Source organism: Legionella gresilensis (assembly GCF_900639865.1).
Classification (GTDB): Bacteria; Pseudomonadota; Gammaproteobacteria; order Legionellales; family Legionellaceae; genus Legionella_C; species Legionella_C gresilensis.
The window spans coordinates 43043-59121 of record NZ_CAAAHX010000012.1; the positions used below are offsets into that span (position 1 = coordinate 43043).

Consider the following 16079-nt stretch of genomic DNA (forward strand, 5'->3'; position numbering starts at 1 on the left):
TATTAATAATTGTTAATTTTTAGGGTAATATAACAATTAGTAGGCTTAAAGCAATTCTAATAGAGTAACACATTATTATCTATACTACTTGCTTTCAAAGACACGACTAAATTTAACAGGTAACTATACTTATATCGCTTCGTCTGGATTTAAATTAAAAATATTTTCTAGCCACTCTTCGAGATGCTCGAGATTAAAAGGAGACTCTATATATCCTATATATTTATCTGGACGAACAACCATGGTGACAGAATTTTTTATGTTGAATCGATTTTGAATAATATAATTTTCATCTAACCAAACTGAAGAAAGTTGTGAACTGATATTTAAAGAATCTAATAAGACTAAATGAATATGCAAAACGAGTTGATATTTTTGGGTCAAATCTATTAACTTTTCTTCAACTTCTTTATTAAAATCTTTTCGTTGTAAGAAAATAAATACATTATGTAAAGTTCCTAGACAAATTGTTTCTAGGAGTTTGGAAGTTCGCTGGCTTAGAGATTTTAAAGTTATAGCTGGAATAAATTCGCCAATATGAAAGCGAGTTTTTTGACCTTTAACACTTACTATAGGACTTTTGGCATAGGAAATATTAAGCTCAGCTAAATCTTTGACAACAGGCGTCATTAAAAAATCATGCGCAGTAAATTTAATCATAATTTTATTACGTAAATTTATTAATGGCTTGCTTTTAAGTGAAATCATTTTTGTCATTAAATCTGTCTTTTTTAAGATAGCTCTAGCAATAGGATGACGTTCTATTTGATAGCTATCTAGTAAAACCTCTTTAGCGTAGCCTTTGAGTACGAGACTTAATTTCCAGACCAGATTATAAACATCTTGAATACCCGTATTAAGCCCTTGCCCACCCATTGGGCTATGAATGTGAGCTGCATCCCCACAAAAGAAGACATGACCATACCGATAATTATCAACTTGGCGATGGTGAATGGAAAAATCTGCTAGCCAGATTGGATCATAAAGCTTGGCTTTATCTGAGCTTCGTTCATTAAAAAGGGTAATAATATCGTTTAAAGTAGGCTGTGTTTGTTTAGTAGCGGGTTTAGTCATAATAAGACGATAACGCTTATCCCCCATAGGAAGACAAATAAGAGGGCCATTAAGGCTTGTGTAAATCACTAATTTATCTTCAGGCAATTCTCCTTGAATATATAAGTCAGCAAGCCACCATTGTTGCTTATATTCTGCGCCTAAAAATTTGGCATTACACAAATGGCGTAGTGTACTATGTGCTCCATCACAGGCAATAATCCACTTGGTTGCGATTTCTTCGATTTGGCCATTTGCTTTTTTAACTAAAGCAGTAACTGGATCACCTTCCTGAAAAGAAATTAATTCTGTTTGCCACTCAAGAGAAATATCTTTTGCGCATAAGCCTTGATAGAGAATAGCTTCAGTTTTATTTTGTGGTAAATCAATTAAAAAATTATAATTACTTCCTATTTTTTCAAAATTAATTTCAGACAGTAAGCCACTATCTGATTTTAATAGCACACCATAAACTTTATGGCCTTCGGCAAGTACATCATTTAAAAAAGAAGTATCTTCGAAAGTTTCTAAAGTACGAATATGAATAGCTAGTGCCTTTGATTTATCACTTAATGCTGATTTCTTATCAATAATACGGCAGCTTACCCCGTGTCGGAACAGTTCGTTAGCACAGAATAAGCCAACCGGTCCGGCTCCTACTACAAGTGCATCTATTATTTGTTCAGCCATACGAGATCCTTAGCGAGTCACGATTGAGCTTACTTAATACTTTTTATAGCGCTATACCTATATACCTTATACACCTGTGCTAGGCTCAGCTGATGGAGCGATGGGTAAATAATTAAAGCGTTCCTCAGTTGGTAGGGAGCCGCATTCATCATAGGTGTTATCTAAACAAAGGAAAAAGCAGGTTGCACCTGATTCCCGTGCATTACGAACCGCTTCATCCACAGTAGAAAAGCTAGCGAGGTCTTCCCCTGCATGAATATAGTCAGCTCTTTTAAAGGTAATTAATTCTACCAAATATTGATTTAAATCTGCTCGTGAGTAAATGAGCCCAACAGGTTCTTCTGTTGAAAGCTCAAGAATCTTTGATCGCGATATATGCTCCATGATCCATTGCCTTAAAACTTAGCTCTTTTAAGTATAGCTAAAATTCTTAAAATTTGAGCTTTATTTGGGCAGTTATATAAAAATACTAAGCACTCGCATAGAAAGCGTTTAAATTTTGCTAGGATTAGAGTTATTAATGACAAATCCATTTAACTTGATTAAGTATGGAAAATACTTCATTGTCTCCAATTACTAAATGATCAAGTAATTGCACGTCAATTAAGTCTAAAGCACGTTGAATTTTTTTTGTTATTGTAAAATCGTGTGGACTTGCCTCTGATAATCCTGATGGATGATTATGGGCAAGGATGAGGGCTGCTGCGTTTAAATTTAGAATACGTACAATTAAAGGCCTTATATAAATATAGGCTGTATTAATTGTACCCTGAAAAAGTTCTTCGTAGTGGATAATCCGATGCTGATTATCCAAAAAAAGCGCTGAAAAAGTCTCATTATGTTTATCTCTTAATTGTCGTTTAAGGAAAGTAGAAGTTTCTTGACTATTAGTAAGTTTTATTGTTTTTTTAAGCGAGATGAAGTCACTGCGCCGGCATATTTCTTTACTGGCTTGTAATTGCAAGTAGCGTACTAATCCCAGACCGGTTACCTGGTTGAAGTGATTAAAGTCGGCATTAAGAATTGCCCGTAAATCACCAAAGCGTTTTAATAATTCAAAGGCGAGATCTAGGCAAGATTTTTTATTATTGCCTGAACTAATAAAAAGAGCTAATAGTTCAAGATCGGATAAATGATGAGCACCTTGTATCATTAATTTTTCACACAGGCGCAAAGAGTTGGTTGGTAAATTCATGCTAGTTATTCCTTTATAGCGAGGTTTGTGTTTTGATCCACGATATTCTTATTTAGAATGAGCTAATGATGCAAGATTTTATTAATAAAAAGATCTTATTGGGTATTTGTGGTGGCGTTGCTGCTTATAAAGCTGCTTACTTAGTAAGAGAGTTAACCAGATTAGGCGCCCAAGTTAGAGTAGTCATGACTGAGGCTGCTGAACAATTTATAACGCCTTTAACTTTACAAGCCTTAAGTGGAAATGACGTGCGTAATAAATTATTTGATTCTCAAGCTGAGCGAGCTATGGGACATATTGAATTAGCTCGTTGGGCTGATTATTTAATTATTGCGCCAGCATCAGCAAATTGTCTGGCAAAATTGGCTCATGGATTTGCCGATGACTTATTATCAACTCTTTATCTTGTCATAGAAGCACCAGTTCTAATTTGCCCTGCTATGAATCAAAGTATGTGGAAGCATCAAGCCACACAAAACAATGTAGCAATATTAAAAACACGAGGTGTTTTATTCTGTGGTCCTGAAGAGGGAGGGCAAGCCTGTGGAGAATATGGCTTTGGTCGCTTAAGTGAAATAAATAACATTATTAATTCGCTGCGATTATATTCGGTTAAAGGACTATTAGAGGGACAAAACGTTTTAATTACAGCAGGCCCTACCCGCGAACCGCTTGACCCAGTGCGTTACTTTTCTAACTATAGTTCTGGGAAGATGGGTTATGCCTTAGCTCAGGCAGCCTCCCTTGCAGGTGCTAATGTCACTTTAATAAGTGGGCCAACTGCTTTGCCGGCGCCACCTGATGTAAAAATTTATCAAGTTGTTACAGCCAAACAAATGTATGATGAAGTCATGAAGCATTTACAAGAAAAAAGTATTTTTATAAGTTGTGCTGCTGTTGCTGATTATGCTCCTACCACCCAGGCTAACAAGAAAATAAAGAAACAAGTGGAAGAAAATTTAATCCTTGAATTATCGCTTAATCCTGATATTTTGCTTGCTGTAGCTCAAACTAAAAAGGCTTCTTATATTGTTGGCTTTGCAGCTGAAACAGAAAATATCCTTGAATATGCTAAACAAAAATTGCAGAAAAAACAGCTAGATATGATCATTGCGAATCAAGTTGGTGAAGGCCTTGCTTTTGATAGTGATAATAATGCAGTTACCGTAATTACAACTAATAAACAACTTGAATTACCAATCACAAATAAAATTTGTTTAGCTGGGCAAATTATTGAAATTCTTGCGATAACTATTCAAAATGACGCTGTTTAATAATAAGGTATAAAAATTTATGAAGCAGGCTATTGAATTAAAAATACTAAATCCTCAGCTAGGAGAAAAATTTCCTCTACCTACTTACGCTACTGAAGGTTCAGCAGGACTTGATTTACGGGTTTGTATTGATGAATCACTGCAAATTGCACCGCAAGAGACTGTTTTACTGCCTACAGGTTTAGCGATTTATATTGCAGATCCTAATTTAGCTGCAGTCATCCTGCCACGTTCTGGCTTAGGCCATAAGCATGGGATTGTGTTAGGGAATTTAGTTGGGTTAATTGATTCTGACTATCAAGGTGAACTAAAAATTTCATGTTGGAATCGTAATCAAGAACATTTTACTGTTCATCCTGGTGATCGGATTGCTCAATTAGTATTTCTGCCTATTGTTAGAGCTGAATTTAAAATGGTAGAAAATTTTAGCGCAACCGATAGAGGAGAAGGCGGCTTTGGTAGCTCAGGGAGAGCATAATGCAATATCAAATTAAAAAAGTAAATCGAGCTGTATTTCGCGCTTATGATATTCGTGGTGTTATTGATGCTGATTTTGATGAACATGCATTTTACAGTATAGGTCGCGCTATTGCTTATCGTATGCATGAACTTAATCGACAAAAGATAGTTATTGCTCGCGATGGGCGTCTTACGAGTACCAGTTTAGCTACTGCTTTAAAGCAAGGTTTGCTTGACAGTGGCATTACCGTGGTTGATTTAGGTAAATCTTCTACACCTGTTATGTATTTTGCGACTTATGAATGTGGTATAGATTCGGGCGTGATGGTTACAGGTAGTCATAATCCTGCCGATTATAACGGCATTAAAATTGTTTTAGCTGGTAAAACATTAGTTCAAGCGGATATAGAGCTTCTTTATCAACTTATTTTAAAGTCTGATTTTATAGATGGTACAGGAAAATCAGAAACGTTAGATGTTCTACCTGCTTATAAGCAACGAGTAATTCGGGATTTAACTTTAAGACGGTCCTTAAAAGTTGTTGTAGACTGTGGTAATGGTATAGCTGGCGCTATTATTCCAGAAGTCATACAAAATTTAGGTTGTGAAGTCATTCCACTTTACTGTGAAGTAGATGGCCGTTTTCCTAATCATCATCCTGATCCTGCCGTTGAAGAGAATTTAATTGATTTAAAGAACGCTGTTGCTAAACACCAGGCTGATATTGGACTTGCGTTTGATGGGGATGCAGATAGGCTTGGTGTTGTCACTAATACAGGTAAAGTTATCTGGCCTGATCGGTTAATGATGCTTTATGCTCGTCATTTACTCAAAAATAAACCTGGTGCTACGATTGTTTATGATGTTAAATGTTCCTCACATTTAGCCGCAGTGATTGAAGCAGCTGGCGGGCGTGCTCAAATGTGCCCGACTGGTCATTCAATCGTTAAAGATGTTATGAAAAGGACCGAAGCAGCTTTAGCTGGAGAAATGAGCGGTCATCTCTTTTTTAAAGATGGGTGGTATGGTTTTGATGATGCACTTTACAGTGCTTGTCGTTTATTAGAGATAATTAGCGAAAGCCTTTTATCTGTTGACGATCAATTTTTAATGATTCCTGATAGCGTTAATACCCCAGAGATTAAAATCATAATTGATGAGAATGATAAATTTAATTTTATGCAGCGATTTAGTGAATTAGCAGAATTTAATATGGCTAAAATTATAAAGATTGATGGCATAAGAGTTGAATTTGAACATGGGTGGGGATTAATTCGAGCTTCTAACACTACACCTTGTTTAGTTGCTCGTTTCGAAGCGCAAGATAAACCAAGTTTAGATAGCATCCAACAATTATTTAAGCAGGAACTGTTAAGAATTGGAAAGGATTTGGCTATTCCTTTTTAATGGGTTTAATAAGTATAACACCGGCCGCTAAGTTTTAGACAAGGCGCAAGTGGCATTATAGAACTGCTAATAAGCAAGCTTGGCAAAGAAGCTTGCTTATTTAGAGAAAAGCAAACCGCGGTGCAGAGGAGTTGACTGCTATGTCTAAAGAGTGAATATCCTTAATTGGACTCGTTCTATAGGTTTCTTGTTCCCAACGTTCTTTATACCAGTCATAGTAATTAATCGTCGTGAAGCCTCGCTCTTTGAGCAGAGGCACAGCAATTGATCGTAAACCCTCTTGTCGCTCTTCAAATAGTTCACTACAACGTAAAACATAAAATGGGTTATTCGGTACAGTCTCCATGGCTTTTTTAAAATATTCTGGATAAGGCAAGTTGAGATCAAAAAAATCAGCAATATCGCCTAATAGAAAGTAAGCCTTTCCCAACAATATTTTTTGTTCTGAATCTTTGCAGCCTGTAAGTAATTTTGTAATACGCTGGAGAGTGTTTACGGCAAGATCCAAATGTGTTTGATGTTTTATTTTATGTTGTGTCTTAGTATCACGATCATTATAGGCAGCAGGTACCAAAAATAGGTGAACTAAATAGTCAACTTGGCGCATCAATCCATTTGCTAATGCTTGGCTAAGAAGTTGTTTCTCCCTTTTGTCGACTACCTTAGAAATGCACTTATCTAATAATTTAATGGCCCTTTTGAGTTCAGTAATATTACTGTGTGCTGGTTGATGCTGATTTAAGTCAGCATCAATAAGTAGTTGAGCATAAAGTCGCATATGAATAAAGTATTGTTCTTTCCTTTCTTCAGTGGGGTTAACTTTTAAGGCTTTTCTTTTCGCTTCGAAACTCTGTTGATACTCCACAGTAGCTTTTTGCCATTGCTCTGTTTTTCGATAGTCTTTGCCCTTATCATAGGTTTGTTCACCTAATTCATTAAAATAATTAGCTAATTTAGCTAAGTCATTAAAATCAAAACTATACTTATCATGGTTGATTAGCCATAAATCATAGGCTTTATCATATTGCTTTTCAGCTACATATAAATGAAATGTATTTAGTGGATCTGTTTGGGCAAGATCAGTATCTAATTGTGCTGCAAGCTTTAAGTCTATAAGTGTTTTTTTCTGTATGTAATATTGAGCGACTTCTTTGGCTAAAGGCGTGTTAGGTTTAATAAGCGCAAGTTGATCAGCTACTTCATAGTTTAAAACGATATAATTAGCAGCTTGCTTTAAATCTGAAAGTTGATTAATTAAATTAAAAGCTTGTCCCAACTCTCGCTTTTCTAAAAAATAATCAATATATAAAGTTAAATTTTGATTAATGATATTGGGATTAAAAGTTATAGCACGCTGTAAATGATAATGTGTTTGCTGCTGGGCACTGCTAAACCAAGACCAACGATATAAAAAGCTATTTTTCTTATCTTTCGCTCTATCCAGATAACTTTGGGCAGTGAGTTGAGCATAGTAACTACCTGGGTAGAAAGGGTAGTCTTTGATTGCAAGCTCATATTCTAGTTTATTAAATGTGGTTGTAATTAAATGAGGTGATTGTGGATCAAGTCTAGGTATTTCCGCCCATTGTTCTATAAATTTAAAGCAATCGCCAAAAGCATAATAAGAGGTAATTGGTAAAGTAGGTATTCGTGGTAGCGTATTAGAACTGGTCCGATAGTAATTAATAAGCAAATCTTGCAAAGCTTTTGATGTTGCTGTATCACGTGGATTTTTTACAAGTCTAAGGTATTGCTCAGGAATTTTATAAGAAGTAAAAGGTTTTTGTAGAGCGTTTTGCGAATAATTATTTAGGTAGCCATAGTAAGCAAATTTACACAGTGAAAGCTGTACTTTTTGTGGCTCACAATGGTTATTATAACCTAACCAGCCTTTAAATGACTCAAATGCATAACGGAACATTCCTACGGGTTTTAAATTATAGCCATTGGTATAAATGTATTTTGCGCGTATTAGTTTTTGCCATTGTTGTTCATATTGTCTTGCATTATGTTGATAAACAAGCATGTCGGGATAATAGCCAAGCGCACTTCTATAATCACTAGGGATATTATTAAGTAGATGATAATTTAATTTGCTCACAATATTTCCTGATTCGAACTAATAAAATTCAATCAGGAAGAATATTAATTGTACTTTTAAGAATAAACCAGACTTTTAAGAGACGTTTTTTAACTTTTATTGTGAAAGGGTATTTTTCTGCATAACAATTAGCCAAGAAGGTAAAGGTTTACCTTCCTGATGTCGCGCTACTATTTGTTTTTTGAAAATCATTTTCAAAGAATTAGCCTCAGCTAATTGTTCAAGATATTTTTCATGATGGCTAAAACGCGCGCTTTCTTGTAATTGCCAAGGCATAGTAGAACTAATCTCTGTACTAAAAATAAAATAGCCTTGAGTTTCAAGATGGTTACTAATTTGCTGAAACAAAGGGGAAAGCTCGCCAAAATAGGGCAAAACATCGGCTGCAACAATTAAATTGTATAGTTCTTTTTCTGCTTTTAAGTAGGTAAGTGCTTCACTTTCAATAAGCTTATCATAAATACCTTTAGGGCGAGCCCAATCCAGCATTTTCTTGGAGATATCTATCCCAATAAGTTGCTGAGAAACATCACGTAATACTTGGCCAGTTAAGCCTGTCCCGCAACCTAAATCAAGTGTTTTCTCACAATGGGTAATATTTAACTCACTCAAAATATGAAAAATTTGCTGAGGTAGTGAATATTTTAAATACTTTTGTACATGCTCATCATAATATAGAGCATAATTATTAAATAAATTGGCTGCATATTCAGGCGCAGTTTCTACCGGTTTATCTAATCCAGACAGTGCGTTTAACATATGCTGACTTGCTTTATCTTCTGGATTAACAATCAATGCTTGTAAAAGTAATTTTTTTGCTTTTTCCTTGTCATTTAGACGAATATAAATAGCAGCAAGGTTATTTAGGGCAGCAAAATGTTTATTCTCTACACTGAGTAAATGTTCAAAATGATTAATGGCTTCATTTAAGTGGCCTAAAGCCATTTGTGCAACACCACTATTATAAAGATATTCAATATTGTTGGGATCTTTTTGTAATAAATAATCATAATGCATTAAGGCATTTTCAAAACGGTCGTGATGCATAAAAGTTGCAGCTAAGTTATTGCGCGCTTCAATATGATCGTTGTTAAGTGCTAATGCTTTACTAAAATAATCTACCGCCAATTGGCCTTGATCGCGTTTGACTGCGATAACACCAAGGTTTGTTAATGCATCGACATGACTATTATTTTCCACTAATATTTGCTGAAAAGCTTGTTCCGCCTGAGTCAAATCATTTATGTCTAATGCTAAAACACCTAAATAAAATAAAGCATCTAGATGCTTTGGATTTAAAATTAAAACATTTTGAAATTGAATGCGCGCTGCATCTAATTTATTTTGGTTAACGAAAAGTAACCCTAAATTAAAATGTGCTGCAGCAAAATCAGGTGCATTTTTTAAAGCAAGATGATAATGATGTAGCGCTTGCTGATGTACACCCTGCATTGCATAAATACCGGCTAAGTTATTATGCGCTTGTGCATAATCTGGCGCTATTTCAACTGCTTTCTGATAATTAAGAATGGCTTCGTTAAATTGATAATTCTTTTTATAAGTATTAGCTAAGTTATTATATAAAATAGGGTTATTAGGCTCTAACGCCAAAGCTTTTTTAAATTTTTCTATAGCCTGTACCGTATCACCAAGCTGAGCATAGGCTAGACCTAAAAAATGTAGACTCTCTATGTGAGTAGGATTTTGCCCAAGCAAAGCTTCATAGGCTTTAATTGCCTGCGGCAATTGATCGTCTTTATGAAGCTGATTGGCCTTTTTAAATAATTCATCTTCAGTTGTCATAATAATGAAAGTTGCTGTTTTAGTTGTGCTAGTGCTTGGGCACGATGACTGTGTTTATTCTTTATATTAGCAGGCAATTGAGCGACTGTGCATTGATAAGTAGGTATATAGAAAATAGGATCGTAACCAAAACCTTGATTACCAGCTGGCTCATAAGCAATCTTTCCTGACCAACGACCAAAGGCCACTAAAGGAGTAGGATCCATAGGATATTGCATGAGAACGATAGCGCAATAAAAAAAAGCATCCCGCTCGTTATCAGGGACATCAGCTAACTTTTCCAAAAGTAAATGCATATTTGCTTGATCATTATTCTGTATTCCTGCATAACGTGCCGAATAAATCCCAGGCTCGCCTTTTAGAGCAGGAACAACTAAGCCTGAATCATCAGCTAAAGCGGGTCTATTAGCTGCTCGGCTAACATGACGGGCTTTTAATAGCGCATTTTCAAGGAAACTAAGGCCTGTTTCAGCAATACTGTCTATACCTAAACTTAGTTGACTTATACAAGGTATTGGTGAAAGTAGTGTTTGTAACTCAGCAACTTTGCCTTGATTAGTTGTAGCTAGAATAATTTCTTTCATTTTATTAATTCTTATATCTTAAGAAATAGTCCTATATTATAAGCGTATTGTATTGTTAGCTAGCTTCTAAGGATAATAATTTTAAACTCTTTATATACAAATTAAGACTTAACGTTTTCTATATAGCCAAGGTGGAAAAGCATAAGGATCAGCCCATAAACCTATTTTATTTTTCTTTGCCTCTTCTTGTAATTTATAGAGACTATTATCAGTATGATAGCGATCATAAACCCAAGCCATGCCTGTTCGAATTTGCTCGGCGTTAACATCGATATTATTGCATTGGACGCGGGCCAATAAACGTCCATAATGATCCCGCTGTTTAATATTAAGGACCGCCTGTTTGCGAAAGCAAAGATCAGCAAGCGCTTGCCTTGAGCGATTACCATAAGGTTGATAACGTTCAGGTGCATCAATTTCGGTTAATCTTATTTTTTCTGGCAATTTACCATCGATTAATACCACTAAAGTATCACCATCAAGTATTCGAATAACTTCTCCAGTAATAATTTGAGCAAAAGAGAGGGCCGGTATTAAAAAGACAGCAAGCAAAAAAGCAACAGGTTTAAAATGTGTCACTTTAAACCCCGTAATAAATTAAAGAAGCTTTAATCCTAGTATAGTGAATAAAAGTTTTTGCTGTTATTAAAATTTAATACAATCAAACTAGATGAAATTTATATTTTATCTTAACTTTTATTTTAAAAATTAATGAATTGGCAAAACACAAACCTATGTACTAATCTTTAAATTTGAATGATTCATTTAAAATAAACAAGGAGATTATTATGCCTATGCAAGGACGTGGTTCTAATTTATCCAAAGAAGCTAAATCAAAAGGCGGCGCTCATTCTCATGGTAGTAAATCTACTAGTAGCCGTAGCTCTAATTTATCTAAAGAAACTAAATCAAAAGGTGGCAAGAGCAGCAAGGGCTCTCGATAAGGAGTGCTTTGGCTTGTAGCCCAGGTGAAGTAGTTATAGCCTGGGCTATCAATGTTAACACTTTGTTTTAATTCTTAAATTATAAGCGCTCCCTTTAATTACCCCCATTAAAAGTAAGTCTGTAGTTAAGTACTTTTAATATCTCTTTATAACTAAAAACTCTATTTAATTATTAGTGGTTACTACAAATTATTAATTTTTTTTTAATAAGAACTATTATTAATAAAAAGGGTTTTTAATAAATTTAAAGGGAGCAGGGAGTGAGCATCAAGAAAATCAGTACAGGGATTATTGGTTTAGATAAAATCTTACATGGTGGATATCTAGCAGGCAAGCCAACCCTTTTAAAAGGCAGCCCAGGTACTGGGAAAACAATTTTTACCTTGTTTTTTGCTTATGCTCAGCTTGTCGCTGGAAAAAAAGTCCTTTATATCTCTTGTGATGAAAAGCCCAAGCAAATTCTTTCACATATGGATAGCTTTAATTTAAAGGGAGCCCAATTTAAAGCCAAAAATAAATTAATGATTCTAGATTTTACGCCGGAATTTGATGAGGTCGTTGGTGAGTTCGATTTAAATATCCTTTTATTAAGAATATCGCAAGCTAAAAAGAAGTTAGGCGCGGATATATTAATTATTGATTCGCTGCATTCATTGTTTATAGGACTTACTAAGGATAATAACCTACCCTTAGAAGTCTTAAGATTATTTCAATGGGCAAGTCAAGAGAAATTAACTCTTTTGACTTCTATGGCTGAACATATCGATATCTGTAAAACGAAACTTTATGAAGAATATATCGTCGATTGTATAATTAAGCTAAATCAGAAAGTAACCAATAACTTAATGACCCGTTATTTGCGAATTATAAAATTTCGGGGCTCATCACATGGTACTAATGAATATCCTTTTGCTATTGTTAATAGCGGTATCTCTCTTATTCCTATTACCGAAACAAGGTTAGAAACTAATATTGCTAAAAAATATTTAAGCACAGGGATTAAAGGTTTAGATAAAATGCTTGGCAATAGAGGTTATCAAAAAGGTGGCCCTATTATGATTAGCGGTAAATCTGGAACAGCAAAAAGTATTTTTGCGGCTCTCTTTGCTCAATCAGCAGCTGAGCAGGGACAAAAAGTGTTGTTTGTTTCTTTTGAAGAATCACCTAACGATCTCGTTTCCCATCTACGTTCTATTAATTTAGATCTCAGCCCTTTAATTAAGAGAAAGAAGCTAACAGTTATTTCCAGACGCTCAGTTGAAATGGGGTTAGAAGATCATATTATTTCTTTAATTGAGTTAGGGAATCGTGAGCAATTTGATGTCTTAATTCTTGATCCTATTACTTCTCTTCTCGATTTAGGCAGTATAGTTGATGTTAAATTTCTTTTTATACGCTTTATTTCTTACATGACTGCCTTAAATAAAACGCTACTATTTACCGAATTGCTACCTGATTCTTCACATGAGCAAAGTATGCTTGGATTATCTAGCTTAACAACAACATGGATACGTTTATCACAAGTGGATAATAATGCTGAATTTAATCGAATGCTGTATATAGCTAAATGTCGCGGCCTCAAAACTTCAAATCAGATTAAAGAATTTATTATCACTGATAAGGGTATAACTATTGAAGATCCATATGTAGCAGATAAAGAAATAGTTTTTGGTAGTCAAAAGGCAGCCTGTATTTTGAAAGACAAGCAACAAAAGCGTTCTCACGAGCAAGAAGTACAGATACTGAAAGATGAATTAACAGCGTTAGACGAAGAAATTAAGTCACAAAGAAAACTTAATGAGCTGCGTTATATTGCTAGAAAAAATGAACTTTTATGTAAAAAAAATAATTTATTACAAGAGAATGAACAAAGGGAAGAACGTCAAAATACTAATAAAGTGCTGAGAGATTAATAATGACTAAAATGATATTAAAACTTTATATAATTGGTCATGGTTCTATCTCAAAGCGAGCAATAAAGAACCTTAATGCAATTTGTGCATTACCTGAATTAGAAGGTTTATGCGATATCGAAGTAATTGATTTATGTAAGCATCATGATTTAGCAGAAAAAGAAAAAATTTTAGCCACACCTGTGTTAATAAAGAAGGAGCCTATGCCTCAAAGACGTATTATAGGCGATTTATCAAATTATCAAAAAGTATTGGAAATATTGGAAGAACCGGTAAGCAAATTTTATGATAAATAGAAAGGAAATCTATTGGCAGCAACTCGTTGAAGCTCTAGCGCAAGGGGTTCTGATAATAGATAAAAAGGGGGTGATTCATTATGCTAATGAGCAAGCTGCATGTCTATTTGGACTTGCGCTTGATAAGCTCAAGGGTACTTATTTTACTCAACCCTTAGATACACAAGAAACGCAAGAAATAGAAATTTTTAAGCAAAACGGTGAGATACGTATTGCCCAAATGGTGGTAAGGCCAGGCGCGTGGCAAGGGCAGTTCGCTTGGATTGTGTCTTTATTAGATATCAGTGAACTAAAAAAGAAAGATAAATTATTAACGATAACATCTAAAAGTGTTAATGCAGCATCTGAGGGAATTATTATTACCAATGAAAAAGGCACTATTGTCCAGGCAAATAAAGCATTTTTAAAATTAACAGGGTTTAATGAAAGTGAAGTCATTGGAAAAAATCCAAATTTTTTGCATTCAGGTAAACAAACACGCGAGTTTTACGAAAATTTATGGAGTATTTTACTTAGACAAGGGTATTGGAGTGGTGAGTTAGTTAATAAGGTCAAGAATAATAAATTAATTTCTATATTATTAACTATTTCTGCTGTTAAAGATGAGAATGGGGACGTTAGCAATTACATTGGCTTTCTCCATGATTTAACCACACTAAAAGCGCAGGAAAAGCAACTTGAGCGAGCGAAGTATTATGATGTAGTGACGGCTTTACCCAATAGGTTTTTCTTAACCCAGAATCTTGAGCAGTATATTAGAACTTCACATCATAAGCACAAAAATCTTATTATTTTAAGTATAAGAATATTTGGCTCTCATAAGGATTCTGTTTATACTGAAGATCAGCAAACAAGAGATAAAATAATTTTACAAGTCGTTGAACGTATTCGCCGTAACACACATAAAATACAGTTTTTAGCGCGGATTGGTTATAATGAGTTTGTTATTGTCTATTTTACTCATCAAAATCTTACCAGTTTTTCATTGGTTGCTAAGGAAATTATTAAGGTTCTTTCTAAGCCTTATAAAGTTAATGAAAAAAGTTATAAAATTTACTGTGTCATTGGCTTGGCTGCTTATAAAAAATACAGCGCGTTTAGTGCAGAGGAATTATTGCATCAAGCTGAAATTGCGCGTCATAAAGCGCGTCTCTCAGGTGTTAATACTTTTGATTTCTTTGACCCACAAGTTGAAATTGAAACCATTGAATTTAACAAATATATAAAATCAATTCAGCATGCGATTCAATCCAACGAACTTAAGCTTTATTACCAACCCAAAGTTAATTTAAAAACCGGTAAAGTAATTGGGATTGAAGCGTTACTGCGATGGCAGCACCCTAAGCGGGGCTTATTAGCTGCTTCTGAATTTTTGTTTCAAATAGATTATCATCCTATTTCATTGGAGCTTGGTCATTGGGTGCTTCATCAGGCGTTACAACAAGCTGAGGCTCTAGTAGCTCAGCATTTAGAAATTCCTATCTCTATAAATATTAGCTCTTATCAACTTCAGGATAAAGATTTTGTTAAAAAGATAGATGAGGCTTTAACAAGATATCCAACAGTGCCTAGCAAACTATTAATGCTAGAAATTTTAGAGACAGAAGCTTTAGCTGATTTACAACTTGTTTCTCAAATTATCAAGGATTGTAAGAAAAGAGGTATCCATTTTTCTTTAGATGACTTTGGCACGGGTTATTCATCTTTAACTTATCTTAAGGATTTAGATATTGCCGAAGTAAAATTGGATCGAGGCTTTATTCGCAATATTTTAACTAACGCACAAGACTTAGCTATTTTAAAGCCTACAATTGATTTATGTCGAGTTATGGGTCATGAATTAGTAGCCGAGGGCGTAGAAACAATTTTGCACGGTAAATTATTAATGCATTTAGGATGTTCGCAAGTACAGGGGTTTGCTATTTCTAAAGCCATGTCTTCTGAGGCGCTGATTCCTTGGTTAAAAAGTTGGAAACTTAGTCCTAAATGGAATAAAAATAAAATTCCCAGTGAGTTGATTATTAAATTTATGGCTATTGCTATTAAACATTATATGCAATTTCAAAAGATTGAGCAGTATTTAAAAAATAATCAAGTTTCTTTACCTGATTTAACTTTAAAAAATTGTTCTGTAGAAAAATGGCTAAATAAATATAAATCAAATTTTGATTCTGATGTATTTAAAAAACTAACTACTTATCATAAGAAGCAACATCTTTTAGCCAAGAAGATAATTACATTGGCTGATAACAATAATTATGAACAAGCTTATAAGCAGCTGAAAACATTTGGAAAAATAAGGGATCTAATTTTACATAATTTAATTTTAGCAATCTTTATACCAGATTAAAGTAATAAGT

The 16079-nt window shown here is 34.4% G+C and carries 14 protein-coding genes; 7 read left to right on the forward strand and 7 right to left on the reverse strand.

The window, feature by feature from the left end; translation table 11 throughout:
• Window positions 1–129 precede the first annotated feature (129 nt).
• The 3 genes from E1P04_RS13710 to radC all read right to left on the reverse strand — a co-directional run bounded on the left by E1P04_RS13710 (window position 130) and on the right by radC (window position 2938).
• Window positions 130–1743 carry an FAD-dependent monooxygenase gene (locus E1P04_RS13710; protein WP_131783473.1) on the reverse strand — a complete coding sequence of 538 codons (1614 nt, stop codon included), beginning with the start codon at window positions 1741–1743 and terminating at the stop codon, window positions 130–132.
• Between the two features lie 66 nt (window positions 1744–1809).
• Complete coding sequence (locus tag E1P04_RS13715; RefSeq protein ID WP_131783474.1) at window positions 1810–2127, reverse strand: hypothetical protein; 318 nt, start codon at window positions 2125–2127, stop codon at window positions 1810–1812.
• 133 nt (window positions 2128–2260) lie between these two features.
• Window positions 2261–2938, reverse strand: coding sequence for a RadC family protein (gene radC / locus E1P04_RS13720; RefSeq protein WP_131783475.1), 678 nt, complete (start codon window positions 2936–2938; stop codon window positions 2261–2263).
• A gap of 68 nt (window positions 2939–3006) precedes the next feature.
• On the opposite strand from radC, the gene coaBC reads away from it, so the two are divergent.
• The 3 genes from coaBC to E1P04_RS13735 are packed head-to-tail and all read left to right on the forward strand — an operon-like array spanning window position 3007 to window position 6078.
• The gene (gene coaBC, locus E1P04_RS13725) at window positions 3007–4212 is read left to right on the forward strand and encodes a bifunctional phosphopantothenoylcysteine decarboxylase/phosphopantothenate--cysteine ligase CoaBC (protein WP_131783522.1); all 1206 of its coding nucleotides are present in this window, start codon (window positions 3007–3009) and stop codon (window positions 4210–4212) included.
• 19 nt (window positions 4213–4231) lie between these two features.
• Entirely contained in the window at window positions 4232–4690 is a 459-nt protein-coding gene (gene dut / locus E1P04_RS13730; protein WP_131783476.1) for a dUTP diphosphatase, read from the forward strand.
• Window positions 4690–6078 carry a phosphomannomutase/phosphoglucomutase gene (locus tag E1P04_RS13735; protein ID WP_131783477.1) on the forward strand — a complete coding sequence of 463 codons (1389 nt, stop codon included), beginning with the start codon at window positions 4690–4692 and terminating at the stop codon, window positions 6076–6078. Before dut ends, E1P04_RS13735 begins: the two co-directional genes overlap by 1 nt.
• Window positions 6079–6178: 100 nt before the next feature.
• Here E1P04_RS13735 and E1P04_RS13740 read toward each other — a convergent pair whose 3' ends face one another.
• The 4 genes from E1P04_RS13740 to E1P04_RS13755 all read right to left on the reverse strand — a co-directional run bounded on the left by E1P04_RS13740 (window position 6179) and on the right by E1P04_RS13755 (window position 11145).
• Window positions 6179–8179 carry a hypothetical protein gene (locus E1P04_RS13740; protein ID WP_131783478.1) on the reverse strand — a complete coding sequence of 667 codons (2001 nt, stop codon included), beginning with the start codon at window positions 8177–8179 and terminating at the stop codon, window positions 6179–6181.
• Window positions 8180–8275: 96 nt separating this feature from the next.
• On the reverse strand, window positions 8276–9982 hold the full coding sequence (locus E1P04_RS13745; RefSeq protein ID WP_131783479.1) for a tetratricopeptide repeat protein: 1707 nt from the start codon (window positions 9980–9982) through the stop codon (window positions 8276–8278).
• Entirely contained in the window at window positions 9979–10566 is a 588-nt protein-coding gene (gene rdgB / locus E1P04_RS13750) for an RdgB/HAM1 family non-canonical purine NTP pyrophosphatase (protein ID WP_131783480.1), read from the reverse strand. The genes E1P04_RS13745 and rdgB overlap by 4 nt, the downstream gene beginning before the upstream one ends.
• Window positions 10567–10674: 108 nt before the next feature.
• Window positions 10675–11145, reverse strand: coding sequence for a thermonuclease family protein (locus E1P04_RS13755; RefSeq protein WP_131783481.1), 471 nt, complete (start codon window positions 11143–11145; stop codon window positions 10675–10677).
• A 209-nt stretch (window positions 11146–11354) separates the two neighbouring features.
• Between E1P04_RS13755 and E1P04_RS17705 the strand changes: the two genes are divergently transcribed.
• The 4 genes from E1P04_RS17705 (at window position 11355) to E1P04_RS13770 (ending at window position 16069) form a co-directional block, all read left to right on the forward strand.
• Entirely contained in the window at window positions 11355–11510 is a 156-nt protein-coding gene (locus tag E1P04_RS17705; RefSeq protein ID WP_165482791.1) for a hypothetical protein, read from the forward strand.
• A gap of 260 nt (window positions 11511–11770) precedes the next feature.
• Window positions 11771–13423, forward strand: coding sequence for a circadian clock protein KaiC (gene kaiC, locus E1P04_RS13760; protein WP_131783482.1), 1653 nt, complete (start codon window positions 11771–11773; stop codon window positions 13421–13423).
• Between the two features lie 2 nt (window positions 13424–13425).
• Complete coding sequence (locus E1P04_RS13765) at window positions 13426–13719, forward strand: circadian clock KaiB family protein (RefSeq protein ID WP_131783483.1); 294 nt, start codon at window positions 13426–13428, stop codon at window positions 13717–13719.
• Window positions 13709–16069: an EAL domain-containing protein gene (locus E1P04_RS13770; RefSeq protein ID WP_131783484.1), complete on the forward strand. Its 2361-nt coding sequence runs from the start codon at window positions 13709–13711 to the stop codon at window positions 16067–16069. Before E1P04_RS13765 ends, E1P04_RS13770 begins: the two co-directional genes overlap by 11 nt.
• The last annotated feature ends 10 nt before the right edge of the window (window positions 16070–16079 follow it).

Coding starts and splice junctions, on each gene's coding strand:
- E1P04_RS13735 (WP_131783477.1), top strand. CDS start 4,690: ATGCAATATCAAATTAAAAAAGTAAATCGAGCTGTATTTCGCGCTTAT.
- E1P04_RS17705 (WP_165482791.1), top strand. CDS start 11,355: ATGCCTATGCAAGGACGTGGTTCTAATTTATCCAAAGAAGCTAAATCA.
- E1P04_RS13770 (WP_131783484.1), top strand. CDS start 13,709: ATGATAAATAGAAAGGAAATCTATTGGCAGCAACTCGTTGAAGCTCTA.
- E1P04_RS13710 (WP_131783473.1), bottom strand. CDS start 1,743: ATGGCTGAACAAATAATAGATGCACTTGTAGTAGGAGCCGGACCGGTT.
- E1P04_RS13715 (WP_131783474.1), bottom strand. CDS start 2,127: ATGGAGCATATATCGCGATCAAAGATTCTTGAGCTTTCAACAGAAGAA.
- rdgB (WP_131783480.1), bottom strand. CDS start 10,566: ATGAAAGAAATTATTCTAGCTACAACTAATCAAGGCAAAGTTGCTGAG.
- dut (WP_131783476.1), top strand. CDS start 4,232: ATGAAGCAGGCTATTGAATTAAAAATACTAAATCCTCAGCTAGGAGAA.
- coaBC (WP_131783522.1), top strand. CDS start 3,007: ATGCAAGATTTTATTAATAAAAAGATCTTATTGGGTATTTGTGGTGGC.
- radC (WP_131783475.1), bottom strand. CDS start 2,938: ATGAATTTACCAACCAACTCTTTGCGCCTGTGTGAAAAATTAATGATA.
- E1P04_RS13745 (WP_131783479.1), bottom strand. CDS start 9,982: ATGACAACTGAAGATGAATTATTTAAAAAGGCCAATCAGCTTCATAAA.
- E1P04_RS13765 (WP_131783483.1), top strand. CDS start 13,426: ATGACTAAAATGATATTAAAACTTTATATAATTGGTCATGGTTCTATC.